Annotated in this window: 24 protein-coding genes and 2 pseudogenes; 15 read left to right on the top strand and 11 right to left on the bottom strand. The window is 71.0% G+C overall.

All coding sequences use genetic code 11. The annotated features are described in order from the left end of the window. Positions 1 to 1,624: 1,624 nt before the first annotated feature. The 3 genes from uppS (at position 1,625) to RI138_RS00180 (ending at position 5,092) form a co-directional block, all read left to right on the top strand. On the top strand, positions 1,625 to 2,365 hold the full coding sequence (gene uppS / locus RI138_RS00190) for a polyprenyl diphosphate synthase (protein ID WP_311122770.1): 741 nt from the start codon (positions 1,625 to 1,627) through the stop codon (positions 2,363 to 2,365). Further along, positions 2,362 to 3,831 carry an oxygenase MpaB family protein gene (locus RI138_RS00185; RefSeq protein ID WP_311118207.1) on the top strand — a complete coding sequence of 490 codons (1,470 nt, stop codon included), beginning with the start codon at positions 2,362 to 2,364 and terminating at the stop codon, positions 3,829 to 3,831. The genes uppS and RI138_RS00185 overlap by 4 nt, the downstream gene beginning before the upstream one ends. A gap of 163 nt (positions 3,832 to 3,994) precedes the next feature. After that, positions 3,995 to 5,092 carry an NAD-dependent epimerase/dehydratase family protein gene (locus tag RI138_RS00180; protein ID WP_311118206.1) on the top strand — a complete coding sequence of 366 codons (1,098 nt, stop codon included), beginning with the start codon at positions 3,995 to 3,997 and terminating at the stop codon, positions 5,090 to 5,092. On the opposite strand, the pseudogene RI138_RS00175 reads toward RI138_RS00180, so the two are convergent. Both RI138_RS00175 and RI138_RS00170 read right to left on the bottom strand, forming a co-directional pair. Beyond that, positions 5,073 to 5,837 (bottom strand): annotated as a pseudogene (locus RI138_RS00175) (sensor histidine kinase). The gene RI138_RS00180 and the pseudogene RI138_RS00175 overlap by 20 nt on opposite strands. After that, positions 5,834 to 6,667 carry a response regulator transcription factor gene (locus RI138_RS00170; RefSeq protein ID WP_311118205.1) on the bottom strand — a complete coding sequence of 278 codons (834 nt, stop codon included), beginning with the start codon at positions 6,665 to 6,667 and terminating at the stop codon, positions 5,834 to 5,836. The pseudogene RI138_RS00175 and the gene RI138_RS00170 overlap by 4 nt, the downstream one beginning before the upstream one ends. 124 nt (positions 6,668 to 6,791) lie before the next feature. Here RI138_RS00170 and RI138_RS00165 point away from each other — a divergent pair, with 124 nt between their 5' ends. From RI138_RS00165 to RI138_RS00155, 3 genes are all read left to right on the top strand, one after another. Further along, positions 6,792 to 7,553: a glycosyltransferase family 2 protein gene (locus RI138_RS00165; RefSeq protein ID WP_311118204.1), complete on the top strand. Its 762-nt coding sequence runs from the start codon at positions 6,792 to 6,794 to the stop codon at positions 7,551 to 7,553. A gap of 62 nt (positions 7,554 to 7,615) precedes the next feature. Then, complete coding sequence (locus tag RI138_RS00160) at positions 7,616 to 8,287, top strand: TIGR04282 family arsenosugar biosynthesis glycosyltransferase (RefSeq protein ID WP_311118203.1); 672 nt, start codon at positions 7,616 to 7,618, stop codon at positions 8,285 to 8,287. Further along, the gene (locus RI138_RS00155) at positions 8,284 to 9,222 is read left to right on the top strand and encodes a class I SAM-dependent methyltransferase (RefSeq protein ID WP_311118202.1); all 939 of its coding nucleotides are present in this window, start codon (positions 8,284 to 8,286) and stop codon (positions 9,220 to 9,222) included. The genes RI138_RS00160 and RI138_RS00155 overlap by 4 nt, the downstream gene beginning before the upstream one ends. Positions 9,223 to 9,616: 394 nt before the next feature. Here RI138_RS00155 and RI138_RS00150 read toward each other — a convergent pair whose 3' ends face one another. Continuing rightward, positions 9,617 to 10,891, bottom strand: coding sequence for a molybdopterin-dependent oxidoreductase (locus RI138_RS00150; protein ID WP_311118201.1), 1,275 nt, complete (start codon positions 10,889 to 10,891; stop codon positions 9,617 to 9,619). A gap of 292 nt (positions 10,892 to 11,183) precedes the next feature. On the opposite strand from RI138_RS00150, the gene RI138_RS00145 reads away from it, so the two are divergent. The 5 genes from RI138_RS00145 to RI138_RS00125 all read left to right on the top strand — a co-directional run bounded on the left by RI138_RS00145 (position 11,184) and on the right by RI138_RS00125 (position 15,940). Then, positions 11,184 to 12,623: a hypothetical protein gene (locus RI138_RS00145; protein WP_311118200.1), complete on the top strand. Its 1,440-nt coding sequence runs from the start codon at positions 11,184 to 11,186 to the stop codon at positions 12,621 to 12,623. A gap of 16 nt (positions 12,624 to 12,639) precedes the next feature. After that, positions 12,640 to 13,026, top strand: a complete 387-nt coding sequence (locus tag RI138_RS00140) for a hypothetical protein (RefSeq protein WP_311118199.1) — start codon at positions 12,640 to 12,642, stop codon at positions 13,024 to 13,026. A gap of 533 nt (positions 13,027 to 13,559) precedes the next feature. Further along, positions 13,560 to 13,790 (top strand): hypothetical protein, encoded by a 231-nt coding sequence (locus RI138_RS00135; protein ID WP_311118198.1) that lies wholly within the window; start codon positions 13,560 to 13,562, stop codon positions 13,788 to 13,790. Between the two features lie 135 nt (positions 13,791 to 13,925). After that, positions 13,926 to 14,063: a hypothetical protein gene (locus RI138_RS00130; protein WP_311118197.1), complete on the top strand. Its 138-nt coding sequence runs from the start codon at positions 13,926 to 13,928 to the stop codon at positions 14,061 to 14,063. Positions 14,064 to 14,263: 200 nt separating this feature from the next. Continuing rightward, the gene (locus RI138_RS00125) at positions 14,264 to 15,940 is read left to right on the top strand and encodes a hypothetical protein (RefSeq protein ID WP_311118196.1); all 1,677 of its coding nucleotides are present in this window, start codon (positions 14,264 to 14,266) and stop codon (positions 15,938 to 15,940) included. A 436-nt stretch (positions 15,941 to 16,376) separates the two neighbouring features. On the opposite strand, the gene RI138_RS00120 is transcribed toward RI138_RS00125, so the two are convergent. Further along, entirely contained in the window at positions 16,377 to 17,084 is a 708-nt protein-coding gene (locus tag RI138_RS00120) for an SDR family NAD(P)-dependent oxidoreductase (protein ID WP_311118195.1), read from the bottom strand. A gap of 392 nt (positions 17,085 to 17,476) precedes the next feature. On the opposite strand from RI138_RS00120, the gene RI138_RS00115 reads away from it, so the two are divergent. From RI138_RS00115 to RI138_RS00105, 3 genes are all read left to right on the top strand, one after another. Beyond that, positions 17,477 to 17,953, top strand: coding sequence for a hypothetical protein (locus tag RI138_RS00115; RefSeq protein ID WP_311118194.1), 477 nt, complete (start codon positions 17,477 to 17,479; stop codon positions 17,951 to 17,953). Between the two features lie 305 nt (positions 17,954 to 18,258). Continuing rightward, positions 18,259 to 18,477: a hypothetical protein gene (locus tag RI138_RS00110; RefSeq protein WP_311118193.1), complete on the top strand. Its 219-nt coding sequence runs from the start codon at positions 18,259 to 18,261 to the stop codon at positions 18,475 to 18,477. Positions 18,478 to 18,524: 47 nt separating this feature from the next. After that, positions 18,525 to 18,944: a hypothetical protein gene (locus tag RI138_RS00105; RefSeq protein ID WP_311118192.1), complete on the top strand. Its 420-nt coding sequence runs from the start codon at positions 18,525 to 18,527 to the stop codon at positions 18,942 to 18,944. A gap of 110 nt (positions 18,945 to 19,054) precedes the next feature. Here the strand turns inward: RI138_RS00105 and RI138_RS00100 are convergent, their stop codons facing one another. The 7 genes and pseudogenes from RI138_RS00100 to RI138_RS00070 all read right to left on the bottom strand — a co-directional run bounded on the left by RI138_RS00100 (position 19,055) and on the right by RI138_RS00070 (position 25,689). Beyond that, the gene (locus RI138_RS00100) at positions 19,055 to 20,164 is read right to left on the bottom strand and encodes a caspase, EACC1-associated type (protein WP_311118191.1); all 1,110 of its coding nucleotides are present in this window, start codon (positions 20,162 to 20,164) and stop codon (positions 19,055 to 19,057) included. After that, positions 20,165 to 20,509 carry an effector-associated constant component EACC1 gene (locus RI138_RS00095; RefSeq protein ID WP_311118190.1) on the bottom strand — a complete coding sequence of 115 codons (345 nt, stop codon included), beginning with the start codon at positions 20,507 to 20,509 and terminating at the stop codon, positions 20,165 to 20,167. A 16-nt stretch (positions 20,510 to 20,525) separates the two neighbouring features. After that, entirely contained in the window at positions 20,526 to 22,013 is a 1,488-nt protein-coding gene (locus tag RI138_RS00090) for a tetratricopeptide repeat protein (RefSeq protein ID WP_311118189.1), read from the bottom strand. An 8-nt stretch (positions 22,014 to 22,021) separates the two neighbouring features. Further along, the gene (locus RI138_RS00085; RefSeq protein WP_311118188.1) at positions 22,022 to 22,297 is read right to left on the bottom strand and encodes a hypothetical protein; all 276 of its coding nucleotides are present in this window, start codon (positions 22,295 to 22,297) and stop codon (positions 22,022 to 22,024) included. Positions 22,298 to 22,580: 283 nt separating this feature from the next. Next, positions 22,581 to 23,761 (bottom strand): IS3 family transposase gene (locus tag RI138_RS00080; protein WP_311118187.1). Its coding sequence is split into 2 segments (ribosomal slippage): positions 22,581 to 23,474 and positions 23,477 to 23,761, totalling 1,179 coding nucleotides; the frame shifts between segments, so codons are not numbered across the junction. A gap of 100 nt (positions 23,762 to 23,861) precedes the next feature. Beyond that, a pseudogene (locus RI138_RS00075) lies at positions 23,862 to 24,952 on the bottom strand (TIGR02679 family protein). Further along, the gene (locus RI138_RS00070) at positions 24,841 to 25,689 is read right to left on the bottom strand and encodes an SbcC/MukB-like Walker B domain-containing protein (protein WP_311118185.1); all 849 of its coding nucleotides are present in this window, start codon (positions 25,687 to 25,689) and stop codon (positions 24,841 to 24,843) included. The pseudogene RI138_RS00075 and the gene RI138_RS00070 overlap by 112 nt, the downstream one beginning before the upstream one ends. A 28-nt stretch (positions 25,690 to 25,717) precedes the next feature. Between RI138_RS00070 and RI138_RS00065 the strand changes: the two genes are divergently transcribed. Then, positions 25,718 to 25,969, top strand: coding sequence for a hypothetical protein (locus tag RI138_RS00065; RefSeq protein WP_311118184.1), 252 nt, complete (start codon positions 25,718 to 25,720; stop codon positions 25,967 to 25,969). Positions 25,970 to 26,008: the final 39 nt, after the last annotated feature.

The following is a 26,008-nucleotide window of genomic DNA, read 5'->3' as shown; positions in this document are numbered from 1 at the left end:
ATACCTGTGGGGCAAGAAGCCCCCCAGTTCGTCCCGAACGGGGCAATTACTGAGGTTGAACTCGGATGTCGTGCTGCTGATCAGGCGGGTCTGATGGTCAGGCCGGTCTCGGTGAGGCAGCTTTCTAGCGATCAGAAACTTATGAGGTTTCTCGTCCAGGACGTAACGGACGTGCGGACCTCCGAAGTAGCCGTGGACGATGTGTGGTTGAGGCTGGCGTCGGAGGAAGGAGCGGCGGGTGCCGGCGGCGAGTTCGGCCTGATCGCGGGCCCGGTGCTGTTTGGGCAGGCTCAGGCGGAGACAAGTTGGCACGGTTGGGTCCAACAGTCCTGAACGGCTCACTGCCTATCGGCTCCACCGGGCGCTCCGCCGCTCGGTCCTCCGCCAGGCGGTGCATGATGCACTTCGCTGCCGGTGTCCGCTTAGCAGGTCACGCTCCCTCCCGTGCCGTCCGCACTCGCGTGGCAGCGCTCCAACTACAGGGAGAGGGCAAGGCAGTGGAGATGGGGGCAGGGGGGCCGGGGGTGTATCAAGAACGGGCGGAGCGCCGCCGGCAGAAGCACGGCACGGGTGAGACCCGGGGCGACGGCTGGCAGCGGACCGATGAGGACGAGCACCTGCTGAGACTGGCCACCCGGTACAGCACGTTGACGCTTCACCAGGCCGCGTACGCATGCCGGGATGGACGGATCGAGGCTGCACGGCGGGTGCGGCTGATGACCGAGGCCGGATTGCTCCACCGGGGCGGGGACGCGCGCTGGGCGGGGACCGTGGTGTGGCACCGAGCGCGGCACCCGGGTCGTCGGCACCGGGCTGAGCGCCCCACGGCCGTCGAGCGAGCGGATCCTGCACCGCCTGGCCGTCGCCGACGTCGGGATCACCCTGGAAGCCGCAGGGCACGCGGTGCTCCGATCGGGAGGTCCACGCCGCCGAAGCCCGGTGCCCGGGCACACGGCGGAGCTCTTGGCGGCCCTCCGGGCACCCGGGACACCCGGAGGGGCTCGACGGGGCGAACGGGATTCCCGAGAGGCGGGTCGGTCAACCACAAGCGTGTCACCAGGCGAGGGCGGAAGGGTTCGGGTCCGGACAAAGAGGGCCCGGGAATCGGCTCTGGCGACGGCGAGGGCATGTGGACGGTCACCGTCGTCGGCGGCGCCGATTGGCTGGCTGTCACACCGCGACGAAAGCACCGGCTCTGCGACCCATACGGTGAAGCCTGGGACAGCCCCCTGTCGTCACGCCACGGGGGCTGCCGAGGCCCGGTCGCCCTCGCGTCGCGCGGCAGCTGGGAGCTGCGGGCCACCTGCAACTGGAAATGGCCGAGTAGGAAGAACCGGCGCTGCCCATGGCCCGTCCAGAGCGCCGATGCCAAAGAGAATCGTGCAGATGAACCAGGGGTGACGCGCCCCAGTTCAATCGATCAGGCCCCTTCCATTCCGCCAGACTCCTGGAGAGGGACGCGCCGGTGGGGCGTGTGCAGGGGGCGATTCACAGTGAGTGTGACCGAGCACGGTACGACCGTGCTGCTCAGGGCGAGACGGAGCTGGGCGTGACGGGCCACAGCATCCACCGCGCATGCGCCGTGACGGGGGACCGGGTGAATGGGCGACAGGACAGCGACGAGCTGTGGCGAGCCGGCGGGTCGGTACGTGCGGTGCCGCGGCACGTGGCCTGCGTGATGGACGGCAATGGCCGCTGGGCACAGTCGCGTTCGCTTCCCCGGACGGCGGGCCATCGGGCTGCGGAGAGCACCGTCATCGACATCATCGAGGCGGCCCGGGCGTCCGGCGTGCAGTGGCTCAGCCTGTACGCCTTCTCCACCGAGAACTGGAGCCGTCCTGATTCCGAGGTGGACTACCTGATGCGCCTGGTGCGTCGGGTTGTGCGCAAGCACGCGCCACTGCTGCTCGCCCGCGGTATCCGCTGCCGCTTCCTGGGAGCCGCGGACCCGCGCATCCCCCCTGAGCTCGCGCAGGACTTCGAGGATCTGGCGACGCTTACCGCCGACAGCCGGGGGATGACGCTGACCGTCGCCTTCGACCACGGGGGACGCCGGGACATTGTGGAGGCCGCCCGGTCGCTGATTCGCAGCGGGACGCCGGCCGACGAGGTGAGCGAGCGGCTCTTCGCGGACCACCTGCCATTTCCCGACACCCCCGACGTGGACCTGGCCATCCGCACCTCCGGCGAGCAGCGCATCTCCAACTTCATGCTCTGGCAGGTCGCCTACGCCGAGTGGGTCTTCCCTCAAGCCCTCTGGCCCGACTTCCGGGCGGCGGACTTCCTTGCCTGCCTGCACACCTACCGGCGCCGTGAACGCCGCTTCGGCGGCGTGCCGCCCCAGACGAACGGACACCCCTCATGACGACCGGAACCACCACAACAGCCGGAGAAACACCCCTGTTCGGGCCGGAGTCGCAGTTCCGTGCCTTCTTCGACGACCCGCGCTGGGCACTGGCCATGATCCGCGCCACCGTGCTGGAGGCCGCCCACCCGCAGATCGGCGCCGCCCTCGCCGACAACTCCACCTTCATCACCCACCCCTGGCGCCGACTGCGCAACACCTTCCTCAGCATGCTGCGCATGTTCGACGCCGACCCGGCAGTACGCGAACGCGAGGCCGCCCGGCTCAACAGGCTGCACGCCCGCATGAGCGGCTCCGACCCCCGCGGCCGCGCCTACGACGCGACGGATCGTGCGGCCCGTGCGTGGGTGGTCGCCACCCTCTTCGAGAGCGCCGTCACCATGTGCCGGCTCAGCGGCCAGCCGCTCGACCAGGACACGATGGAGCGCATGTACGCCGAGTACCGTGCGTTCCTCGCCGCGCTCGACGGCGACGCCGGGGCGCTACCGGAGGAGCTGAACGACTTCTGGCGGTACTACGACCGGGTCGTCGAGGACGAGCTGGAGAACACCGAGGCAGCCCGCGTCATCCTCTACAGGCTCTTCGACCACCTGCCCGCCCCGGCACTGCTCGACGGCATGCCGACCCTGTGGGCGGCCGGCCGGGCTGTCGTCGGTCCGCTCCTCGGCGCGATCACCGTCGCCTCGCTCCCCGAGCCCTACCGGCGCAAGGCCGGCCTGCCCGAGATGCCCGGCACCTCGACCCTCATGCAGGGCGCCTACCTCACCGCCGGGCTCACCCGTTTCCTGCCCGAGGGCTGGATCAACGCCGAAACCATCATCGAGACCCTCTCCCTCTCCCCCGAAAGGGACGACCCCCGCGCCCGGACCGTGGCCGCGCTGTGCACCCGCATGAAGCGGGCCTCGGCCCTGCTCCGCCTCCTCACCCCACTGGGCGGCGACACCGGACCCGGCCCCGTCCCGGCCCCGTCGACGGCCACGGGAGAGGGCCGGCGCTCGGCAGAGGAGTTCTTCCGCCAGGTACTGGACCAGACAGGCGACGGCCACCTCGACTGGCCCGACCTTGCCGCCATGGCACGCGAACTGGCCACCCGCCTCGACCTGGACGAACCCGAGGAAACTCGGCTCTACGACGCCTTCGCCGCCTGGTGGCGCGAGCTCCAGGCCGCCCTCGACACCGACGGCGACGGCCGCGTCAGCGCCGACGAGTACGCCGCCGCGGTCCCCTCCCTCGCCGGGCCCGCGCTCATCCGCGTCGCCGAGGTCCTCTTCGACGTCACCGACAAGGACGGCAGCGGCACCATCGACGCGGACGAACACCGGACGCTCTTCCGCACTGCCTTCCACCGCGACCTCACCACCACCGACGCCACCTACGGCCGCAGCGCCTTCGTGGGCGACTTCCTCTCCTTCATGTCAGGCCGACGCACGAACACCCCGTATGACCCCCTGCTCACCGACGCTTAACCTGAGGGACGCGCCGCCCACCATGTACCTCCTCTTCGTACGGCTCGACGCGGCCCCCGGTCGGCACCTGCGCTGACCGGCCCATGGCACACGTCCTTACGGACCCGTGACGTGTGCGTGCCGTGCCCGGCCCGGGGGACTGCCGGGCCCTAGCGTGGCGGTCATGCGCGTACTGGTCACCGGCGGAGCCGGGTTCATCGGGTCACATGTCGTCACCGCCCTCGGCGCGGCCGGGCACGAGAGTGTGGTGCTGGACGCCCTGCTGCCCTCGGCCCACGTCGGAGGTGCGCCCCCGCAGCTGCCGGGCGAGCGGGTGGTCGTCGGGGACGTCCGGGACCGGGAGGCGGTGGCGGACGCGCTGGCGGGGGTGGACGCCGTGTGCCACCAGGCGGCCATGGTCGGCCTCGGAAAGGACTTCGCGGACGCCCCGCTGTACGTCGGGTGCAACGACCTCGGTACGGCGGTGCTGCTGGCGGAGATGGCCGCGGCCGGGGTGCGCGACTTGGTGCTGGCCGGGTCGATGGTGGTCTACGGCGAGGGCCGCTACGACTGCCCGCGCCACGGCACGGTCCGCCCCGGACCGCGCGCGGAGGCCGATCTGCGGGCGGGGAGATTCGAGCCGCGCTGCCCGGACTGCGCAGCGGTGCTCTCACCGGGCCTGGTGGCCGAGGACGCGCCGGTGGACCCGCGCAATGTGTACGCGTCGACCAAGCTGGCGCAGGAACACCTGGCCGCCGGGTGGGCACGGGCGACGGGCGGCCGGGCGGTGTCCCTGCGCTACCACAACGTGTACGGGCCGGGGATGCCGCGCGACACCCCGTACGCCGGTGTCGCCTCGTTCTTCCGCTCGGCCCTGGCCCGCGGTGAGGCCCCCCGGGTCTACGAGGACGGGGGCCAGCGGCGCGACTTCGTCCATGTCCACGATGTGGCGGCGGCGAACGCGGTGGCCCTGGCGGCGGTGAAGGAGCGGCGGCCCGCGTCCTTCGCCGCGTACAACACCGGCAGCGGCGAGCCGCACACCATCGGCGAGATGGCCGCCGCGCTGGCCGGCGCCCACGGCGGGCCGGACCCGGTGGTGACCGGGGAGTACCGCCTCGGCGACGTACGCCATGTAACGGCGGACTCGCGGGCGCTGCGCGAGGAGCTGGGCTGGCGGCCCCGGGTGTCCTTCGCCGAGGGGATGGCGGACTTCGCGGCGGCCCCGCTGCGCGGTTCGCGGGGCCGCCGGGAGGAAGGTGCCGTCACGCTGTCGGGAGCGTGACCGAGAAACGGCAGCCGCCCTGCACGTTGCGGACCTCGGCCCGTCCGGCGTGTGCCTCGACGATGCTGCGCACGATGGTGTGACCGAGGCCTGCCCCGGCCGGCGGGGTGCGGACGTGACCCCGCGCCGGCCGGTGTCGAAGACCCGTGGCAGGTCCTCCTCCGGGATGCCGCCGCAGCCGTCGGTCACCGACAGCACGACGCCCCCGTCCGAGTGGTGTGCCGTGACGGCCGCGGTGCTTTCGGGCGGGGTGCGCAGATCGTGCGAGATCCACGCGACGAGTTCGCGCCGCGCGGCCTCCAGCGTACGTTCGCGCACCCGGGAGCTGTCCGGTTCGGCACTGGTGGCGGCCGGTTCGCGGGCAAGCCCGGCCGGCTCGGCGGTGGGCTGCCCGGCGGGCGCGGCGACGGTACCGCCGTCCGTCCCCGGACGGCCGTGTGGCAAGGGTCAGTTCACGGTTCTGGGCGGCCACCCAGCGGCCTGGCAGGATGGCGGTGGCCAGGGTAGACCGGGGCGGCCGTGGCGACGACGGTCGTGACGACGTGGAGATCATGGGGAGAGAGGAACATCGCCCAGGCGACCGTCAGCGGTCCCGGCGGGCATCGCCGTGACGGCCACCCCGGCGACGACGCTCAGCGAGACCACCAGCGAACGGTGGCGCAGGAGACGCAGGACGCCCGCTCCGAGGAGCGGCGGCCACCGCTCCGAGAAAGGCGAAGGGCGCGATGAGCGGGACGTCGTTCACAGCGACCGTCCCCCGGGGGGCTCGACGGGGACGGTGGCCGGGCCGGTTTCCGGGCTGTCGGGGCCCGCTTCCGTGCGGCCCCCTTCCGTGCCGCCCGCTTCCAGGTCCAGGCGGTACCCCACGCCCCACACGGTGCGGATCAGCCGGGGGCTGGCCGGATCTTTCTCGACCTTGCCGCGCAGCCTGCGGATATGAACGGTGACCGTGGACAGATCACCGAAGTCCCACCCCCAGACCTCCCGCATAAGCTCCTCCCGCCCGAACACCTTCCCGGGGTGCCGGAGCAGAAAGGCGAGCAGGTCGAACTCCCGCAGTGTCAGGGTGAGTCCGCGCCCGTCGCGGTAGGCCTGCCGGGCCGCCGGGTCGAGGCTCAGCCCGGCGCCGGACAGCGGGCCCGACTCGTCCGCCGGGGCGGCGGCCCGCGCGCGGCGCAGCACGGAATCGACCCGCAGGACCAGTTCGCGCGGGCTGAACGGCTTGGTGACGTAGTCGTCGGCGCCGGTCTCCAGGCCGAGGATGCGGTCCTCCTCGTCGCCGCGGGCGGTGAGCATGATGACCGGGACCGGCCCGTACGCGCGCATCCGGTGGCAGACCTCGAATCCGTCCATGGCGGGGAGCGTCAGGTCCAGGACGACGAGGTCGGGTCGGCAGGCCGCGAACCGTCGCAGCGCGGCGGGTCCGTCACCGGCCTGCTCGACGGCGTAACGGGCGCGGTGCAGATAGCCGACGACGACCTCGGCGACGGTCGGGTCGTCGTCCACGACGAGGACCCGACCGCGCGTCCCCTCAAGGGCGGGCTCCGGATGCAGGGCGGGTGGGGTGTTCTCCATGGCCTCCACTGTGGCAACCTCCTCCCGGCGCGTCGGGGGCCTGCCACCCTCATCCGGCCGATGTCCATGATTCGTAAGAACCTGATGCCCGAAATGACGGAGTTGTCTCCGTAGGGTGAGGCGGGTGACCGATTCTTCTGCCGCTGTTCCGTTCCCGCCCGCCCCGCACACCGGCCTCCCGAAGGCCGACATCGTTCTGCCCTGTCTCGACGAGGCGGCCGCACTGCCCTGGGTGCTCGACCGCATCCCCGACGGCTGGCGCGCGATCGTGGTCGACAACGGCTCGACCGACGGTTCGGCCGAACTCGCCCGCTCCCTCGGCGCGAGCGTCGTCACGGAGGAACGGCGGGGGTTCGGCGCGGCCTGCCACGCCGGGCTGCTCGCCGCTGAGGCCGAGTTCGTCTGCTTCTGCGACTGCGACGGCTCGCTTGACCCGGCGCTGCTGACCGGCTTCGTGCGGCGGATCGCGGACGGTGAGTGCGATCTGCTGCTCGGCCGCCGCCGCCCCGAGGGCCGGGGCGCCTGGCCGCCGCACGCCCGCGCGGGCAATCTGGCGCTGGCCCGGATGCTGCGCCGCCGCACCGGCCTGCGCCTGCACGACCTCGGCCCGCTGCGGGCTGCCCGCCGCAGCGACCTGCTCGCCCTGGACCTCACCGACCGGCGCAGCGGCTATCCGCTCCAGATGGTGGTCCGGGCCTCGGACGCCGGGCTACGGGTCACCGAGAGCGACGTCCCCTACCGGCCGCGCACCGGCAGGTCGAAGGTGACCGGCACCTGGCGCGGGACCTGGCAGGCGGTGCGCGACATGCGGGGCGTCCTGCGGGAGCCACCGGCGGACCGCGCGCCCGGCCGGGCCGCACGCGCGGAGACAGGGACCGCCCGATGAGCGCGCCCGGAGACGGAGGTCGTTCGACGAGCGCGTCCGAGGGCAGGGATCGTCCGGTGGGCATGTCCGGAGACAGGGTTCGTTCGACGAGCGCGCCCGGGCCCACGGAGTTGCTGGTCATCGCGAAGGAACCGGTGGCCGGGCGGGTCAAGACCCGGCTCTGCCCGCCTTTCTCCCCCGCCGAGGCCGCCGAGCTGGCCGCCGCCTCCCTCGCGGACACCCTGGAGGCCGTGCTCGCCCTCCCCGCCCGGCGGCGCGTCCTGGTCCTCGACGGGCGGCCGGGCCCCTGGTTGCCGCCGGGGTTCGAGGTGGTTCCGCAGAGCGCGGGCGGCCTCGACGAGCGGCTCGCGGCGGCCTTCGGCGGGTGTAGGGGGCCGGCCCTCCTGGTCGGCATGGACACCCCGCAGGTCACGGCCGCGCTGCTCGCCCCCGCTCTCGCGCCGGACGCCTGGGAGGGCACCGGGGCCTGGTTCGGTCCGGCCGAGGACGGCGGCTTCTGGGCCCTGGGTCTGGCGGAACCCGATCCCGCCCTGTTGCGCGGGGTGCCGATGTCCGTCCCGGAGACCGGTGCGGTGCAGCGGCGCAGGCTGGTGGAGGCGGGGCTCGTGGTGCGCGATCTGCCGGTCCTGACCGACGTGGACACCGCGGCCGACGCCCACCGGGTCGCGTCGGCCGCGCCGGGCGGCCGGTTCGCCGCAGCGCTCGGCCGGCTGACCGGGGCGGGGGTGCGATGAGTACGACCGTGCCCTCGTCCGGGTTCACCGCACCGGCCCCCGCCGACTCCGCCGAAGCCCCCGACACGCACAGGGCACATGAGACGTACGAGGCGTACGAGGTGCCCGACACGCACGAGGCGGCCGCCGACGGCGCCTGCGCCTCCGGCCCGCCGGCCCGGTCGGGCGCGGACCGCGCCGCCCCCTGGGGCGCCGACCCGTACGCCAACGCCCTGCGCACCGGCCGGGGTCCGCTGTTCCTGCGCCGCAGCGACGGCTGGCTGCTGCCCCTGGACGTGGAGCGCTGGTGCTCGGGGGCGGGTTCCGCCGACCTGTCCGCCCTGCACCGGTGCGAGGGGCCGGTGCTGGACATCGGCTGCGGGCCGGGGCGGCTGGTCGCCGAGCTGGCCTCACTCGGACACCGGGCGCTGGGCATCGACGTCAGCGAGGCGGCGGTGGCCCGTACGCGCGGTCTTGGCGGCGCGGCGCTGCTCCGCAGCGTGTTCGAACCGCTGCCCGGGGAGGGCCGTTGGGGCACCCTCCTGCTCCTCGACGGCAATATCGGCATCGGGGGCGACCCGGCCGCCCTGCTGGACCGGGCGGCCGATCTGCTGGGCGCCGGCGGGCTGCTGATCGCCGAGACCGCCCCCGTCGACGTGGACGAACGGGTCCGGGTCCGTCTCGACGACGGCCGGGGCGGACCGGACGGAAGGACCGCCCACGCAGCCGGGCACGACGGTGCCGCCGAGCCGTTCCCCTGGGCGCGGATCGGGACGCCGGCGCTGCTGCGGCACGCCCGCGCGGGCGGCTGGCGTACGGCCGATCAGTGGGGTGCGCAGGGGCGGACCTTCGTCTCGTTGCGCCGGCCCGTACGGGAGCGGAGCGCCCGGACCAGCAGCCAGAGCGCGGAGAGCGCGAACAGCGCGCCGGTGATCAGCAGCCAGTTGCCGAAGTAGACGTCCGGGCTGGTGCCGGCGGCGGCCTCGTACCGCCGTTCGGTCCGCCGGGTGATCAGCGGGAACCAGATCAGCAGGAGCAGCCCGGAGAGGAACGCCGGCACCCGCACGAAGTTCACCAGGGCCCGCCGGGGGCCGAGCGCGGCGCACAGCGCCCGGTCGGCCCCGGCGTACACCGGCAGTAGCACCAGGTCGTGCAGAACGGCCGACCCCGCGAACCAGAGCAGCACGCCGACGGTGTCCCCGTCCAGCAGCCGTACGCCCGCGTAGCCGGCCAGGCAGAACGTGGCGGCGAGCAGGAGCAGATGGAGCGGGCCCTCGCCGTAGAGCCGGCGCGGCGAGAAACGCGGGCGGCGGGGTGCTGCGGACAGGGGCGGCACGGCTCGGGTGGACATCACAGCTCTCCGAACGTCAGGGTCTCGACCCACTTGGTGTTCAGCACCCCGGGCGCGGCGGGGACGATGATCCGGGCCGGGTAGCCGTGGTCGGGTGACAGCGGCGCGCCGTTCACCTCCAGTGCGAGCAGCGAGCGGCTGTCGCGGACCTGGTTGTCGCGCAGCGCTGCCTTGCGGAAGGAGCCGCTGCGCTGGAGCGACTCGACGAAGACGCCCGGCGGCCGGTCCGGGTAGCCGGCGAGCACCGCCAGGTCGAAGAGCCGCACCCCGCGCCAGAGCTGGTCCGAGGTCGACCAGCCCTCCACACAGGCGATCGGGAGCGCCGCACTGTGCTGTTCCATGGCCAGTAGTTCGGCCCGGGAGAAGCGGAACTCCCCGGCCGGCCCCCGTACCGTCAGCCGCCAGCGCTCACCGGTGTCCGCGGGCGTGATCCCTATGGCGGCGGCGGTCTTGTTGATCTGGAAGGCGTTCGGGCCCGGCCCCGGGTCGGTGCCGCCGCGCGGGGTGAGGAGCGCGATGCTGCGCAGCGGCCCGTCGAAGCTGCGACCGGCCGAGGTGACCAGGAGAAGGAACGAACCGGCCCCCACCATGGCCAGCGCGCCGCGCCGGGACAGAGTGGCCGGCAGCGGGTCGGGGGCGGCGAGGGTGTCCGGTTCGCCGCGCGGGATGCCGTTGCGCAACACCCGTACGGCCTGGGGCAGTTTGAGGGCCACATGGGTGACGAAGCCGGCGAGGAAGACCCAGGCCCCGTAGAGGTGCAGGGGATAGAAGGACCCGGGGAAGACGTAGTCCAGCTGGATGTTGAGCAGTCCGGTGAGGAATTCGAACAGCACCCCGCCCACGAGCAGCAGCAGCGAGATCCGCTCCAGGGCGTGGCCCACGGAACGGGCGGGCGGCAGCGCGAAGAGCCGGGGAATCACCGACCACAGCTTGGCGAGCAGGACGGGCACGAGCACGATGCCGACGGTGACGTGCAGGCCCTGGGTCAGCCGGTAGAGCCAGTGCGGGCCGGTCGGCCAGGAGAACAGGTAGAAGCCGAGCCACCCCTTGCCCGGAGTCTTGTCGTTGACCCGGTTCAGGTCCGGGTTGTAGGCGGCGTACGAGAGCAGACCGGTGACGAACAGCAGCGTGAGTCCGGCGAGCAGGACGACGCCGAGCAGGGCGGTGAAGCGCACCCCGCGCACGGGGCTGCGCCAGAATCCCGGGTCGGCGGGCGTACGCGGGGCACGGAGGGGGCGGGGGAGGGAGCGGATCATCCGGCGGCGTTCGGGCATGAGGCCGACGCTAGGCGGGGAACACCGTCGACGGGCGGATGTGGCTGCTGACGAAATTCTGACGTCGCGGCCTGGATGCCTGACGAAATTCTGGCGTCGCGGGCCTGGATGCCTGGGGAAATGTGACGTTGCGGCCCTGGAGACCTGGGGAAATGTGACGTCGCGGCCTGGAGCGAGGACCGAGGCCGCGGCCAGGAGGGGAACCGGTATCCCGGCGGGAGGAATCTGACGGTTCGGTGACGCGGCCCTGCCGGACCACCCGATTGCCGCCCGGTGTGCATAGCGTGCCAGCGTGAAGACCGAGGACGCCACCCCCACGGACACCGCCGGCGGCACGGGGCACGGCCCGCCCGCACCGCCGGACCGCAACCACGACCGCGCCCGGCGCGCGGGGCGGTCGGACCTGATCGCCGCCACCGCGGGCGTGCTGCTGATCGCGGCCGCGGTGGTCGTCGGCCATGTCATCCAGAACCGGGACGGGAGTCTGCGCGCCCAGTGGCCGCCGCTGCTGGCCTCCTGGGACCCGCATCTGGGTCCGGGCACTCCGGCCGCCCTGATCATGGCGGTCCTGGTGGTCTCCTACGGCCCGCCGCTCGCCGCCCGGCTTCCCTGGCGCGGGCTGCTGGCGGTGGCCTGGGGCGGGTCGATGGCCTGGGTCTTCTCGATGGCGCTGATCGACGGCTGGCACCGGGGCGTCGCGAAGCGGCTCACCACGAAGCACGAGTACCTGCGGGTCATCGACCGCTTCGAGGACATCCCCGCCACCCTGCGCGACTTCACGAACCACATCGTGATCGGCGAGCCCGGCAACTGGCCCGCCCATGTCGCCGGGCACCCGCCGGGCGCGACGCTGACCTTCGTGTGGCTGGACCGTATCGGTCTCGGCGGCGGCGCCTGGGCGGCGCTCTGGTGTGTCGTGGTGGGCAGTTCGGCCGCGCTGGCCGTCCTGATCACCGTGCGCGTGCTGGCCGACGAGCGCCTGGCCCGCCGCGCCGCGCCCTTCCTCGTCCTCGCCCCGGCGGCCGTCTGGGCGGGCGTGTCGGCCGACGGCTACTTCACGGCGGTCGCCGCCTGGTCGGTGGCGCTGCTCGCCCTGGCCGCCACCGGCCGGGTCCGCTTCCCGGCCGTGGCGGCACTCGGCGGGGGTCTGCTGTTCGGGTGGACCTGCTACCTCAGTTACGGGCTGGGGCTGATGGCGGCTGTGCTGCTGGCCGTGCTGATGCTCACCCGGACCGCCCGCCCGGTGCCGCTGTTCCTGCTCGGCGCGCTGGTGGTCCCGGTGGCCTTCACGTTCGCCGGGTTCAACTGGTGGACCGCCTACCACCTGCTGGTCGAGCGCTACTACCAGGGCGCGGGCGGCGTCCGCCCGTACGGCTACTGGGTCTGGGCCAACCTGGCCTGCGCGACCCTCGCGGCCGGGCTCGCCGCCGTCGCCGGGCTGCGCCGGAGCGCGGTGGCCGCTCCCGGTGCCGTACGGGCACTGCGAAGCGGCCCCGCGACAGCCTCCCCGGAAGGGCGACTGGCGTTGCTCGTGCTGGCGGCGCTGGCGGCACTGCTCGCCGCGGATCTCTCCGGCATGAGCAAGGCGGAGACCGAACGCATCTGGCAGCCGTTCCTGCTGTGGCTACTGCCCGCTGCGGCGCTGCTCCCCCGCCGGAGGGTGCGGTACTGGCTGGTCGCGTCGGCCGTTCCGGCTCTGCTGATCAACCACCTCCTGTGGACGGGCTGGTGAGCGGCGCACCACAGCGGTGCCGAAACGCACCAGCACACCCCCGGCTGCCGACCGGAGAGCTGCGGGGCCCACGAGGCATACGCACGCCGACACGTGGATCGCGCCCGGCTCCCGGTACAAACTGGGGTCCGGCACGTTCTCCGGCGGAGTCCCGGCGGCACTACCGGGCCCACGTCACCGACTGGCTGAACTGGCGCGACAGCGGCAGCGCCCGATCGACCCCTACACCTGCGACCGGGCGCAGATCGCCGTCTGGGTCAGCGACCGGAGCCAGAGCCACGCCCTGCCCCTGGCCACCCGCGCCGCGATGGTCTCCGCCGTGACCAGCTTCTACGATCACCTCCTCAACAACCTTCAGGTCGCCGACGGCGTCGAGAAGAACCTCAGCCGGGCCCGCCTCTGAATCCTCCCTTAGCCGGTACACCGGCCGAGGAACCGAAGCCCCTCCCCGAGACCCCCCGCCGAACCCCCGACCAAACCGCCCTCCCCGCCCTCACCACCACCTGCTGCTCCTCCGATACCAACCCAGACGCCCCCCTCCCCGAGAGCTGCTCCGGAGCCTCGTCGTGGGCTGCGCAGCTGGTTTTGACGCCGTCGCTGAGACGGAACATCAAGGCGTAGCGCCGTTGCGCATGCCGCAGCGCAGCACCTTGCCCATCCGGTTGCTCAACTCGTCGTCGAGCAGGTGTGGCAACAAGGTTTCCGCCCGTCGCGCCTCGTCGGTCTCCGCCCCAGGTCAGCGCCTGCGGGTCAGCGTGATCTTCTGCCGACACCTCTTCCTGCGCGACAGCGGAGGGCGAGGATCTTCTTCACTCCCGGGTGGCCGGGATCCGTGACGGCGCTCGTGTCCTGCCCCGCCGATCCCGCCATGGCGGATCCACATCGGCGATACGGTGGTGCCGACGCAGCCCCGGACCCGCCCCCTTGGAGGTGGCCATGAGCGAGCAGTCGGCGCCCGCGCCAGACCGCCAACCCCTCGATGAGCACGGCGCGGCCTCGGCCCGCGCGTACGCCGCCGAGCAGCGCGCGCGGGTCGACGTCCTCGCCTCGGTGCTTGAGGACATCGCCGCGAACGGCTACCCGTCCCCCGAGACAGGTGTGCGGTGGGAGGCAGCGCGGGACGATCACCTGGCGCACCTGGCTGGTGAGGAGCCCCGTGTCGCCTGAGCATGCCCCGCGCCGGTCCCAGGCCGTCCTCGTGGAGCCTGCGCTGAGCCAGCTGGCGAACTGACCGCCGCCGAGACACACCGCCTGGACCGCACGATCGTCGCGATCAGCGTCAATCCCGAGCTGGGCGCCGAGGTGCCCGGCACCCTGCTGCGCGACTACACCGATGACGTCGACGGAGTCCGCGTCAGCTATTTCGTCACGGCCCTGCGACAGACCATTATCTCGGGTCGCGGCGCGTTCTCCGCAGGTCAGATTGATCTGGCAGCGTGAGGGACATTCGGTTCTGTCTTTCGGATCATCGTGCGGCTCACAAGTGGATGGCCGCGATGAGCGGCAGGGAAGGCCGAGCCGCTGGTGCTGGGGTCTGACCGATCGGCCGCGAGCCCTGTTGTCGGTGGCCCGCTGCATGATGTATCCCGACGGCCGCCCGACAAGACCTCCCGAGGCCGTCCGCGATGAAGGGACGCCTTGTGCACAACCCGGCCACCAACAAGGAATGGGCCGCCGAGGAGCTACGGCTGCACTATGAGAGGTGGGAATGGGGCGGACGGCTGCCGAGCGCGGCGCTGCGGCATGTCCAGGGGGGAAGCAACGTTCTCGGCCTGGTGCGCTTTGACCGCGACCTGGCACACACCCTCGATGCTGCAGGCCCCGAAGTCCAGCGCGCAGTGGCCTTGTTGGCTGCGCGGCTGGCCTGTGAGGAAGCGGGCCTGGCCGACAAACTGTGGGTTGCGCAGGCGCTCACAGCGCTTACGGAGGGACGCCCTCTTCCGCCACCATTCGACGACGCCGACCAGATGCGGAATACCCTGCGGTCCGACTTCCCCATACCGAAGAGGTCGGCGCTTATGGCGTGGCCTCCGGAGCGTCCGCGGTACTGCCCGCCGGACACGGGGCGGCACACAGTCTCGGTCGTGCTGCCCAACCCCACGCCTCCCGACCTGGGAGAGATCTCGCAACCGCACTTCGCCCTCCCCGCCGTGATCGCCGCTGCCGATCCCACCCCGCTCACGGCCGCGCTGGACGCCGTGTGGCACGCCATCGCCACCTACGGCGAGCACTATCCAGAACTTTTGTGCGAGATCTGGTCGGCTTGCCCCGAGCAGGCCACGGGCAGTGCGCCTGTCAGCCCGCCTCGGCCGTACGACGCGGTGGCGCTCTTTCCGCAACTGGCCCCGCTGGCACGCACGGCGACGCGCTTGCACCCACGTCCCGGTTCTCCGACACCCCACGACAGTTCGATCGGCGGCCCGCTGCTGTGGCCCGCGAACGAGCCGTGGCCCCATTGCGACAGCCCTCATGTGGTCGACGGAATCAACCTGCCTATGGCGCCTGCGGATTTGCGGTCGGAGCGTCGCATCCGCGCCGCCTCGCACGGCAGGAGTCTGACGCCGCAGGAACGGGAGACCCTGGACCGGATCCGGCCTCCGCAGACGTATCCGGTGGGGCCGGCGGTCGCCACGCCGTACCACGGGCCGATAGCGATGCTGCCCGTCGCGCAACTGTACGCACGGGACGTGCCCGGTCTGCCCACGCCTGAAGGAGCGGACCTGCTCCAGGTCCTGTGGTGCCCCTTCGATCACCCGATCATGCCCAGGACCGAGCTGTTCTGGCGATCGGCCGCCTCTGTCACCGACATCCTCGACACGCCCCCCGACCCGCCTGCAACGCAGTTCGACGGCTACCTGCCAAAACCGTGCCTGCTTAACCCGGAGCAGATCACCGAGTACCCGGACCACCTGGAGCTGAGCAAGGAACTCCGGAGGCAGATTGAGAACTGGAGCCCGTGGGAGATCGCCGAGGAAGGCTCGGACTACAAGTCGTCCCCGGCAGGGTTCTACGACAACGCCTTGTCCGCCGCACCCGGCTGGAAGCTCGGCGGCTGGCCCCGCTGGGGCGCCACCGATCCGCAGCCGCGCCCTTGCCCCGAATGCGGCACCGAGATGGACGCGTTGCTGACCATCGCCTCATTCGAAAGGAATGGGGAGGACTGCCCCTGGTTCGCACGCAGGGAACCGGACGACCAATTGCCTGCCGGCTTCGACCCCATGACACCCACGGCGGTCCAAATCGGCAGTGGCTACGACCAGCAGCTCTACGTCTGCCGGGCCGCACCGGAGCACCCCCACATCGAGCTAATGCACTAGAAGCGTCCTAAGTATCTCGCTTTGGCCGCCCGGATTGCACTGGTTCGCCCGCGAGAGTTGATCGGGGGGATCCAGTGCAGGCCGGGCGCATTCTCAAGATCTCAGAAGATTTCCAGGGAGGTGGCAGTAGTCGGTTCTCGTCACGGATCATGCGACGGAGGCTTGTGCGGGCGGCCGTGAGGTCGTATTCGAGGGCCTGGACTCGTTCCTTGAGCCGGCGGTTCTCGGTCTGCACTGCGCGGGCGTCCGCAGCGAGGCGGTGGTTCTCACTGGACAGCTCCGTGAGACGTTTCTGCAGGTCACGGCCGGTCATCAGGTCCACCTGATGGCCGAGTTGAAGGCGCATACCTTCACGTAGGCTGCGGGCTTCGTCGCGGAGCCGGGAGATTTCCTAGAGCAGGTCCAGCGCGGTGAGCGACAGCCGAGTAGGGGACTCCTACCAGGCCATGGGCTCGCCTTCCCGGAAGAAGCCGCCGGTAGGTCCGGAATCGGGCAGGGTGGTGGCCCAGACGACACTGGCGGCGCCCTGCTCGCCGGGGCCGCCGCCGGGGCCGCCCATGTCGGTGGCGATCCAACCCGGACAGACGGCGTTGACCAGGATCCGCTCGGTGCGCAGTTCGTCAGCGAGCTTGCGGGTGAGGGCGTTGAGGGCCGCTTTCGAGACTCCATAGGCGGGGGTTCCGCCGGACATGTGCTCCAGGGAGCCGGACTCGCTGGAGACGTTCACCAGCCGGGGATGGGATGAGCGGCGCAGGAGCGGCAGGAACGCCTGCGCGGTTCGCCAGGCGCCGAGGAGGTTGGTCTCCAGGGTATGCAGGACCTCGTCGAGGTCGGCGAAGACGGCGCGCTGGGTGGTGTCGTAGTTGATGGCGGCGTTGTTGACGAGGACGTCGAGGAGCCCGAACTCTTCCTCCACGCTGCGGGCGAGGGTACGGACGTCGTCGGCGTCGGTCACGTCCAGGCGGTATGGCAGCAGCGTGCCAGGCACTCCGGGGGCAAGGCCGGCGACGGCCTGTTCGGCGTCCTTTGGACGGCGGGCGCACAGCAAGACGGTGTGGCCGAGCGCGGCGAGCTGACGCGCGGTCTCCTGGCCGATTCCTCGGTTGGCGCCCGTGACCAGCGAGACTGGTGCAGCGGTGCTCATGTCTTCTCCCCTACGCGGACGATCTGAATGCCAGCAGCACGCTATGGCGTCGTCCTGCGTATACAGATCGGGCCTGAGGTGCAGGCGGGATGCGGCCTTGGGCGTAGTCCTCACGGACCATCGCAGTCGGCGACCTGCGCAACCTGGGGTGCGCCGGAAGTCGCTGACGGGCTTCGGCGGCGGTGGGGGAGTGGTGTTCGGGGCCGGAATCCGGGCCTGGTGAGCTCTTGGTGGCCCTGCTGACCGTCAAGGCCAAGACGATCAGTCGCGGTGAGCCTCGCGGGAGGCCAGCTGTCCGCTCCTGCGGGAGCTTCGGCGGGCGATTCTGGTCATGAGGGTGATCGTGGCCCAGGTGGTGAGCGATTTCGAGTGCTGGATGAGCCCAGGTCGCGATGTCCGCCCCGCTGCTGCTGGACCTGGCCCGGAGCGAGGACGCTGCCCGGTGGCCGGGTGCGGTGGTCCGGCAGGAGGCGACGGCCCGGCGGACGTACGCGGCCCGGTGCGCGCTGACCGATGCCCGGGACGCGGTGCGCCGGGCGGCAACGGACCGGGGCCTGGTGCCGCTGCCTACCGTGGACCAGGGCGCCCGGACGGAGCTGGTGGAGGCGGGTGACCGGGTTGCCTGGTGCTGCCGGGACGATTCCGAGGAGGCCGTCGCCCTGGTGCGCGAGCTGACGGCCGACGGTGAGTTCGTGGCCGATGAGGTCCTGGACGCGGCAGCCGACACCATGGTGGTGAACGGGCTGCTGGCCCTGAGCGAGGCCCGCACCGCCGTCACGGCCGACCCGAGCAAGGCGGCCGAGTGGTGCCTGGCCGCCGTGCCTCATCGCGCACTCGCGGTCACCCTCGCCAGCGCCGACATCGACTGAGTGAACGGCCCCCGCAGCCCGTGACAGTGGCCCGCCGCGCCGGTTGGGCTGATCATGAACCGACGAATGATCACCGCCGCCGCTCTGGCCGCCGTGCTGGCCCCGGTGGCCGTCGCTCCCGCCGTGTCGGCTGCGCCGCTGGCGGCACGGGCCTACGTGGATACCCGGGTCCGTGACTCTGCGGGGAAGGGCTCCGGGTGCCGTCCGGGGGCCGTGGTCCACCACTGGCACAAGCGCGGGTCCTCGGCCCGTGGGGTGGGCTGGGTGTACGCGTCCCGTGAGGGTGTCCGGTCCGGTACTGCCCGGTGGCTGGTGAAGAAGCCCGGGACCGCTACACCCACCAGGCACTCACCACCGGCCGAGTAGACCTGCCCGGCAGGGCTGTGCACGCCGGGGTGTGGTTCCGCCTCCTGCGCTCTCTCCTGAACGAGGTCAGCCCCGCCACCAGCAGCCAAGGCGCCCATGGCAAGGGCACGTTGCAGCTCATCTGGCAAGACACTGGCCACCGGAGCGCGCAGGACTGAACGTCTGGCGCCCCTTCGAGCAGCTCAGAGACGAGATCCGGGAGGCTATGCGGGACGCCGCTGCCACCGCGCTCCAGCTGGCCACCGAGGGCTTGATCTCCGCTCGGGGTCGCCTCGGTTCCGCGCTCCAGCCCCTGCTCCCGCACGTCTACGACGGCGACGAGCCCTCCCCGTACCGCAATGCCTGGCAGGACTTCATGACCGCGTTCGAGGCGACGCTGGCCATGGCCCGCACCGACCCACCCACCGCGCGACAGCTTCTCGCCCTGCTGACCATCGGATGCCGCACCCTCGATCACTTCGAGATGGAGTGCGCCTCCCTGCTCGAGGAAGGCGTCCCCGCCGAGTTCCTGCCCAGCGCCTGTGAACTGGGGCGCCTCGACCTCATCCGACCTTGTTCCACATCCTTGGGAGCGGAACAGAGTCCCCAACGGTTCGTCAGAAGACCTGCGTGTCAGATTCCGTAGCCGTCTGCGCTGATGTCCGCAGTCCTCTGCACGCTCCCCCTCCCAGCCTGGAGGTCAGCGGGCCTGCCGGTCGGCGGTTCCGGCACGCTCCAGGACCTGCTGACGGTCTCTCACTTCCGCCGCCTCAGCAGCCTCTCCAGGTCAGCTACCGCCTCCGGCAGCCCGACAGCCGCGGCCCTCCTGAGCCAGCTCTCGGCCTGAGTGAGGTCCCCGGAGTGCCATGAGCTGACTCCCAGCTCGTGCATGGTGGCGGGATCCCCGGATTCGGCGGCCCTACGACGCCACATTCCTGCCTGCACGCGATTTCCGTTCCGTTCCAGCAACCGGCCCAGCTCCCTCATGGCGTCGGATCGCCCGGCGCCCGCCGCCTCCCGGTACCAGCGCACCGCGCCCGCGCTGTCACCGAGCCGCTCCAGTCGCGTGGCCTCCCTGACCATCGCGGCCGGATCGGAGATGCCCGAGTGCGCCCGGTTCCTGGCCAGTGCGAGACGGCCGACCGTGTGGGTGTTGCGCAGTTCGGGACGCGGATGCCCCTTGCTGGGCAGAACCCTGGTGAGGTGTTCGTGGATGGTCTGCAGAGTGAGGAACTCCGTGGCGTCGGTGGTTCCGTGCCGCAGGAGATCGAGCAACTCGCCGGTGTACGCCGTGTGGCGCGCGCCAACGGGCGCGCTGGAAGGGCGATTCGCTGGCGAGGACGCCAGAGTGCAGGTGCCGGCCACCTCCAGGTGACCGGCCACCACCGAGGTGGCGGTGGCCATCGCGCCGATGGCCAGTCCGGAGAAGCAGCAGTCCAGAATGAGAACTCGGCTGTCCGCACGGGCGTTCGCCAGCGTACGGCGCACCAGAGTGAACGGTATTGCCGTCCACGCCACCAGATCCGGTTCGCTGGAGGTTCCGGGCAGGGCCAGGTACAGGTCGCCGTCCGGGCCGACGAGGCCGTGACCGGCGTAGTAGACGAGTAAGAGGTCCTCGGCCTCCTCGGCGGCGGCGACCAAGCGGGCTCCGATGGATGTCAAGTCAGCGAGGCCGACGGTCGGCGCCGCCTCGCGCTGCCTTGTGCAGTGCTTGTCCGGGAGGGCTGTCCCCCACGGGCTGGTGAGCACCTCGGCCAGGTCGTCGATGTTGTGCGTTACGGCGGGCAGGTCGGACAGGCCCGGATCGGTGAACGTGTCGAAGCCCAGCAGCACCACCCGGGACCGCAGCGGGTCGGGCAAGCGCATTCATTGCTCCAGGACACGTCGCAACACGGCTTCCAGGTCCGCCTCCGGGACGTTGCGCAAGGAGATCTTGACGCTTTGCCCGCCGGGGCCGGTCACCTCGATGTCCGCCGACGGACGACGATGCCTGATCCACACGGACAGCGAGGCCGCCAGTACAGTGCCAGCTCCCTGGACGCCGAGGGCCACGATCACGACTTCGGAGATCCCGCCCATGTGGCCGGGGCGCGCTTCGGGTCGCTCGATGTCAGACCTGCCGCGGAGTTCGCCCTCGCGCGACAGCCAGTCGGCCAGCGCAGTCAGCTCTGCCTGGGCCGTTTCGCCGGTCAGCCGGATGTGTGCCTTCATCGTTCTCCCGTTCAGTTCAGGCCCCGGGCCCATGCTGTGCTTCCAGTACGACCTTCAGGTCTGTCATGGCGTTGGCCACCCCGGCGTCGACCGCCCGCCGGCACCACTGCTCCCCGGCAGCCACGTCCCCCCGCTGGGCCAGGAGGAGCCCGAGCATCGCCATACAGCCGCCGTTGCCGACGGCGGATCCCCTGCGGAACCACATCTCGGCATCTTCCAACTCGCCTCGCTGCATTCGGAGGTTGGCCACCAGGTACATGCCGGATTCGTTCCCCGCCTGGGCGGCTTGCTCGTACCACGTATCGGCTTCGTCCAAGTCCCCCTGCCGCCCCGCTAGCGCCCCAGCTTTGATCATGGCCAAGTCGTTTCCGGTGGCGGCAGACTCCCTATACCAGCTCAGCGCCTCAGCCAGGGCGCCGCGCTTCTCGAGCAGATAGGCCAGCCGGAGCAGCGAACGGTCGATCCTGGCCTCGGCGGCCTCCCGGTACCACTGTTCCGCCTCGGCGAAGTCCCCCCGCTCCTCCAGCAGGTTGCCCAGGAAGTCCATCGCCGACGGGACCCCCGCCTCGGCCGCCTGCCGGAACCACGGCTCCGCCTCGGCCAGACGCCCCTGCTCCAGCAGCAGCAACGCCAGCATCAGCGCTGAGCGGAGATGTCCGGCCTCGGCCCCTCGCCGGTGCCACTCCTCGGCTTCGGCGGGCTGTTCCTGCTCCTCGAGGAACAACCCGAGTTCGAGGATTGCGGGGGCGTGCCCGGTGGCAGCGGCCCGTCGGAAGAGCTCCTCGGCCTCGGCTGACTCGCCACGCTCCCGCAGCAGGGAGGCGAGCAGACTCAGCAGATCGGCCATGAGCGCGTGCCGCTGCTTCTCGGGCACGTCGTCCGCCTTCGTCAGCATCGCGGCGGCCTCCCGCAGCAGCCGCTCCGCCTCGGCCGAGTCACCGCGCTGGATCGCCAGCCGCGCGAGGTCCCTCATCGCATCGCCCTGCACCAGAATCTGGCCAGTGCAGTCCGCAGCTCTGCGCAGCCACTCCTGCGCTTCGTCCAGGCGGCCGCTCTGCTCCAGCAGGAGCCCGCCGCGCCGCATCGAGAAGGCGTCACCACGATCCGCCCCCTTGCGGTACCACTCCTCGGCCCCCGCGAGATCGCCGCGATCCTCTAGGAGGGATCCCACTCCGCCCATCGCCCGGACGCTTCCCGCGTCGGCGGCCTGACGATTCCAGCGCTCGGCCTCGGCGAACTCCCCGCGCTGCTGCAGCATCCCTCCGAAATAAAACATGCCCTCGGCATACCCTGCCGCGGCGGCGAGCCGATACCACTGCTCGGCTTCGGAGTGGTCCTCCCGCTGATGGAGCAGCCATCCCAGCTCGATCATCGCGTTCGGGTCCCCGCCCTCGGCTGCTTCGCGGTACTGCTGTTCCATCTGCTCGTCCATTTGTCCCCCATTCATCCGTTCCCCGTATGTTGCGACGGCTTGCAGGCGGCCCTTGGCGAGATCGTGCAGCATGCTCTCCTTCACGGGGGCCATGCCGATGTGTCGATCAGTCGCGCGGCGGTGCGCTTGTCCGTCGTCGCCAGCGTCCTCGCCATGCTGGCGAACGCCTCGTCTCGTTCGTAATCTGCCTTGATGGTCAGCGCGATGCGCTCGGCTTCACGGGCATTGACGGCGACCAACCGCTTGACCAGCACGCGCACCGGGAAGTCCCGGCCGTTCCGTACGACGCGGTCCTCGTAAGTGATGGAGTTCGCGATGCGTTCGGCCTCGGCGATGTCACCCGGTCGGATGGCCACCTCAATGGCGAGGCGGTCAGGGCGGCAGCCCTCTGATGCGTGTCCGGGATGGCGCGGGCCATCCGTTCAGCCTGACGCATTTCTTCCCTGAGACGGCGGCGTCCGGCCATAACTTCCCCCTGAGGCCCAAGCGACTGCAGTAGTCCTGATGACAGCACGTCATATGTACGGCCACAAGAGGGAGAAGGACCCCACGGACCCTCACCGACCCCGCGGAGCTGTCGCACCAACCAGCAACGGTCTCCGAGGAGGGGACTGCTGCACCAGTAGGTGACAGCGGTGTTTATGCAGCCAGGGCTGCGGGTGGGGTCATGATGGTCTCGTACTCGACGGGGGTCAATCGGGCCAGGCGTCTCTGGCGTCGGCGCCGGTGGTAGGTCCGCTCGATCCAGGTGACGATCGCGATCCGCAGCTCCTGGCGGGTGGCCCAGGTGCGGCGGTCGAGGACGTTCTTCTGCAGCAGCGCGAAGAAGCTCTCCATGGCGGCGTTGTCGCCTGCGGCCCCGACGCGGCCCATCGAGCCGACCAGGCCGTGCCGAGTGAGTACGGCAGCAACCTTCCGTGAGCGGAACTGCGAGCCGCGGTCCGAATGCACCACGCAACCGGCCACCTGGCCGCGGCGGGCGACGGCGGACTCCAGCGCGGCCACGGCGAGGCGGGACTCCATCCGGGCGTCGATGGAGTAGCCCACGATGCGGCCCGAGTACACGTCCTTGACGGCACACAGATACAGCTTGCCCTCGCCGGTCGCGTGCTCGGTGATGTCCGTGAGCCACAACCGGTTCGGCCCGTCCGCGGTGAAGTCGCGCCGCACCAGGTCGTCATGGACCGGCGGCCCGGACTTGGCGTTCTTCCCGCGGCCCCTGCGTTTACCGAAGGCACTCCACCAGCCGTTGTCCCGGCAGATCCGCCAGGCGGTCCGCTCCGCCATCGCCTCACCGGCGGCCCGGGCCTCGTCGAGAAGGAAGCGGTGACCGAACTCGGGATCGTCGCGGTGCGCGTCGAACAGGGCGTTGGCACGGTATGCCTCGGACAGTTCGGCGTCCGTGACCGGCCGGTCCAGCCACCGGTAGTAGGGCTGGCGGGCCAGCTTGAGCACCCGGCACGTCACCGCCACCGGCACCCGGTGAGGGGCAGCGGCGGCGGCCAGCTCGCGGACGAGCGGGGACATCATTTTGCCGGCAGGTTCGCCTGCGACAGATACGCCGCAGCCCGGCGCAGGACCTCGTTCTCCTGCTCCAGCAGCCGGATGCGCTTGCGGGCCTCGCGCAGCTCGGCGGACTCACCCGACGCTGTCGCGGGCCTGGCGCCCTCGTCGGTGTCCGCACGGCGCAGCCACTTTGACAGCGTGATCGGGTGGACGCCGAAGTCGGCGGCGATCTGTTCCAGCGTGACGCCGGGCTCACGGTTGCGCGCGACCCGCACGACGTCCTCGCGGAACTCCCTCGGATACGGCTTGGGCACTGCAACATCCTTCCAGGCCGCTTCTCAGCAAGCCAGGTCAGGTGTCACTCATCCGTGCAGCAGTCCCCTTGCTCTCCTCAGGAGGGTGGCGGGGTGGTGCTCAGCGCGCCAGGTCGTCCAGGAAACCGGAGGCGACTGTCTCCTCCAGCACGGCTGTCCCGTGCTCTGTCATGGCTGTGGTCAGCGCCGGGTCCCAAGGCACCGGAGTAAGCCGCCCTATCGAGGGACCTCGCGGGGTGAGGCTCAGGGCATCGAGGTAGTGCGTCGCTGCCATCCGCCAGGGAGTTGCCGATGTCTTATCCATGACGTGGGCGGCGATGCGGATTCCTTCGCCGTCGAAGTCGCCGTGGTAGTGCAAGGTGGCTCCTTTCTCGGCGAGAAGTCGCAGGAGATGGATCGCTGCGCTGTTGGGCCAACCCGAGGTGCATACCAGGGCGGGGCAGCGTCTGCCGAAACGCTTGAGTGCCATGGCCATGATGCTGGGGTTCTCGGTGATGTGGACGGGTCCGGCAGGAAGGCCGAAGTCTTCGGGTGTGCGCAGTTGGGCCAGGGTGAGAGAGGTCGCGTGGCCAGCTTCGGTGGAGAGAGCCGTGAGTCGGCTCAGGAGCCCGGAGCCGGTGGGGCGGAGGCCTGCGGCCAGGACGGTGGTGGAGAGTCCGTCGTCGGCGACGCCGGCGCGGGTCCACAGGGCGCGGCGTTGTTGTGCGCTTTCGGGCGGGTCTTGGTCGTAGAGGGTGGCGAGGGCGCGCAGGGTGAGGGTGGACAGTCGGGTGCCGTCGTCGAGGGCGTGGGAGTTGCCGTGGAGGAGGCGGGCGGCGAAGTGGGAAGTGGTTCGCCGCTGGCGGGGAGTGCGCACAGGACGGTCAGTGCTGAGGTGAGCAGGTCGCGGGTGCGGGTGGTGGAGTTGTCTATGAGGCCGGTGGTGCGGCAGTGAGCGGTCCATGCGAGCAGGGCGGGTTGTGCGTGGATTGTGGGGTGGTTGTCGAGCCATTTCCACAGGGCGGCTCGTTCGTTGTTGCGGCGGTGGCGGTCGCCGGCGCGATCGTGGAGGGGGCCAATGATGTGGGTGAGGATCTCGGTCAGGTGAGAGGGCTGGTTACGGCGAGGGCTGCTTGGAGGTGGGTGAGTGTGAGGGTGGGGTGGGTGTCGGGGAGGCGGTCCCAGCCCATGAGGTCGGCGAGGGCTTCGCATTGTTCGTCGCCGAGGGGTCCGAGGCGTACGCGGGCGACGGGGCGGCCGGAGGATAGGCGGTTGTGGATGGTTTGCCACACGGGGCGCAGGGCGGGTCGGTTCAGTCGGGCGGCTGGGGTTGGTGTGGTCATGCTGAGGTCTCGGGAGTGTCGTCGGGGTGGATTCCGGTGCCGTTCCATACGAGCGGGCGCTGGTGACGGCATCGTCGCCGTCGGCTCCGGTGATGAGTTGGTGGATGGCGATGCCGGGAGTTCCCGGTAGGTGCACCATTCGTGGTCCGAGGTGAGCATGAGGTCGAGGTCGAGGGCGCTGAGGAGGGTGAAGGCCTGGCCGCGGTTGGTGGTGTCGACGCCGACGAATACTTCGTCGAGGAGGATCAGGCGCGGGGCGTGTGGGACGGCTTCATGGTGGGCGGCGACTGCGGCGAAGAGAGGCAGGTGTAGGGCGATTGCCTTTTCTCCGCCGGAGAGGGCTCCATGGAGTTTCTTGGTGAGTAGTTGCCAGTCGGTGCCGCCTGTGCGGTCGAGTTTGACGACGAACTGGTGCCAGGCGGTGTAGTCAAGGACCTCGGAGAGTTGTTCTTCCCAGGTGGCTGCGGTGTTCTTGGCTTTGGCTTCTTCGATGCGGCCGCGGAAGAAGGTGTGGAGGGCTTCGCGGTCTTCGTCGGTGATGCGGTCGGGGTCTTTGAGGAGGAGTTCGCGGGCTGCTTTGGTGCCGGGTGGTAGGTCGTACGGCAACGTTGGATGCGGTGCGGACGCGTTTGAGGTGGCCGTTCGTCTTGTCGACGAGTTCGTTGGCCTGGCGGATGCGGGCGGCGAGGTGGCGGCGGGTGTCGCCGGTGAGGGTCTGGTCGAAGAGACGACGTTCGGCGGTGGTGATGTCTTGGCGGCTGCTGTCGCGTTCGGCGGTGAGTGTGTCGAGCAGGCCGGTGGCGCCGACGCGCAGGCCGTCCATGGAGGCGGTGAAGATGTGGGCGTCGTCGTCTGCTTGCAGGTCGAGGTCGGCTCAACGGCCTAGGGCCTGTCTGACAATTCCAGTCTGATCAGCGAGATTCGG

It is taken from the genome of Streptomyces durocortorensis, assembly GCF_031760065.1.
Classification (GTDB): Bacteria; Actinomycetota; Actinomycetes; order Streptomycetales; family Streptomycetaceae; genus Streptomyces.
Note: the sequence above shows the minus strand (reverse complement) of the source record. Positions and strands in the feature narration are given on the sequence as shown.

Excerpts from the sequence above, each read along its gene's own strand:
- RI138_RS00185 (WP_311118207.1), top strand. The coding sequence starts at position 2,362 with ATGACGACCGGAACCACCACAACAGCCGGAGAAACACCCCTGTTCGGG.
- RI138_RS00180 (WP_311118206.1), top strand. The coding sequence starts at position 3,995 with ATGCGCGTACTGGTCACCGGCGGAGCCGGGTTCATCGGGTCACATGTC.
- RI138_RS00170 (WP_311118205.1), bottom strand. The coding sequence starts at position 6,667 with ATGGAGAACACCCCACCCGCCCTGCATCCGGAGCCCGCCCTTGAGGGG.
- RI138_RS00160 (WP_311118203.1), top strand. The coding sequence starts at position 7,616 with ATGTCCGGAGACAGGGTTCGTTCGACGAGCGCGCCCGGGCCCACGGAG.
- RI138_RS00155 (WP_311118202.1), top strand. The coding sequence starts at position 8,284 with ATGAGTACGACCGTGCCCTCGTCCGGGTTCACCGCACCGGCCCCCGCC.
- RI138_RS00150 (WP_311118201.1), bottom strand. The coding sequence starts at position 10,891 with ATGCCCGAACGCCGCCGGATGATCCGCTCCCTCCCCCGCCCCCTCCGT.
- RI138_RS00135 (WP_311118198.1), top strand. The coding sequence starts at position 13,560 with ATGAGCGAGCAGTCGGCGCCCGCGCCAGACCGCCAACCCCTCGATGAG.
- RI138_RS00120 (WP_311118195.1), bottom strand. The coding sequence starts at position 17,084 with ATGAGCACCGCTGCACCAGTCTCGCTGGTCACGGGCGCCAACCGAGGA.
- RI138_RS00115 (WP_311118194.1), top strand. The coding sequence starts at position 17,477 with ATGTCCGCCCCGCTGCTGCTGGACCTGGCCCGGAGCGAGGACGCTGCC.
- RI138_RS00105 (WP_311118192.1), top strand. The coding sequence starts at position 18,525 with ATGCGGGACGCCGCTGCCACCGCGCTCCAGCTGGCCACCGAGGGCTTG.
- RI138_RS00100 (WP_311118191.1), bottom strand. The coding sequence starts at position 20,164 with ATGCGCTTGCCCGACCCGCTGCGGTCCCGGGTGGTGCTGCTGGGCTTC.
- RI138_RS00095 (WP_311118190.1), bottom strand. The coding sequence starts at position 20,509 with ATGAAGGCACACATCCGGCTGACCGGCGAAACGGCCCAGGCAGAGCTG.
- RI138_RS00090 (WP_311118189.1), bottom strand. The coding sequence starts at position 22,013 with ATGCTGCACGATCTCGCCAAGGGCCGCCTGCAAGCCGTCGCAACATAC.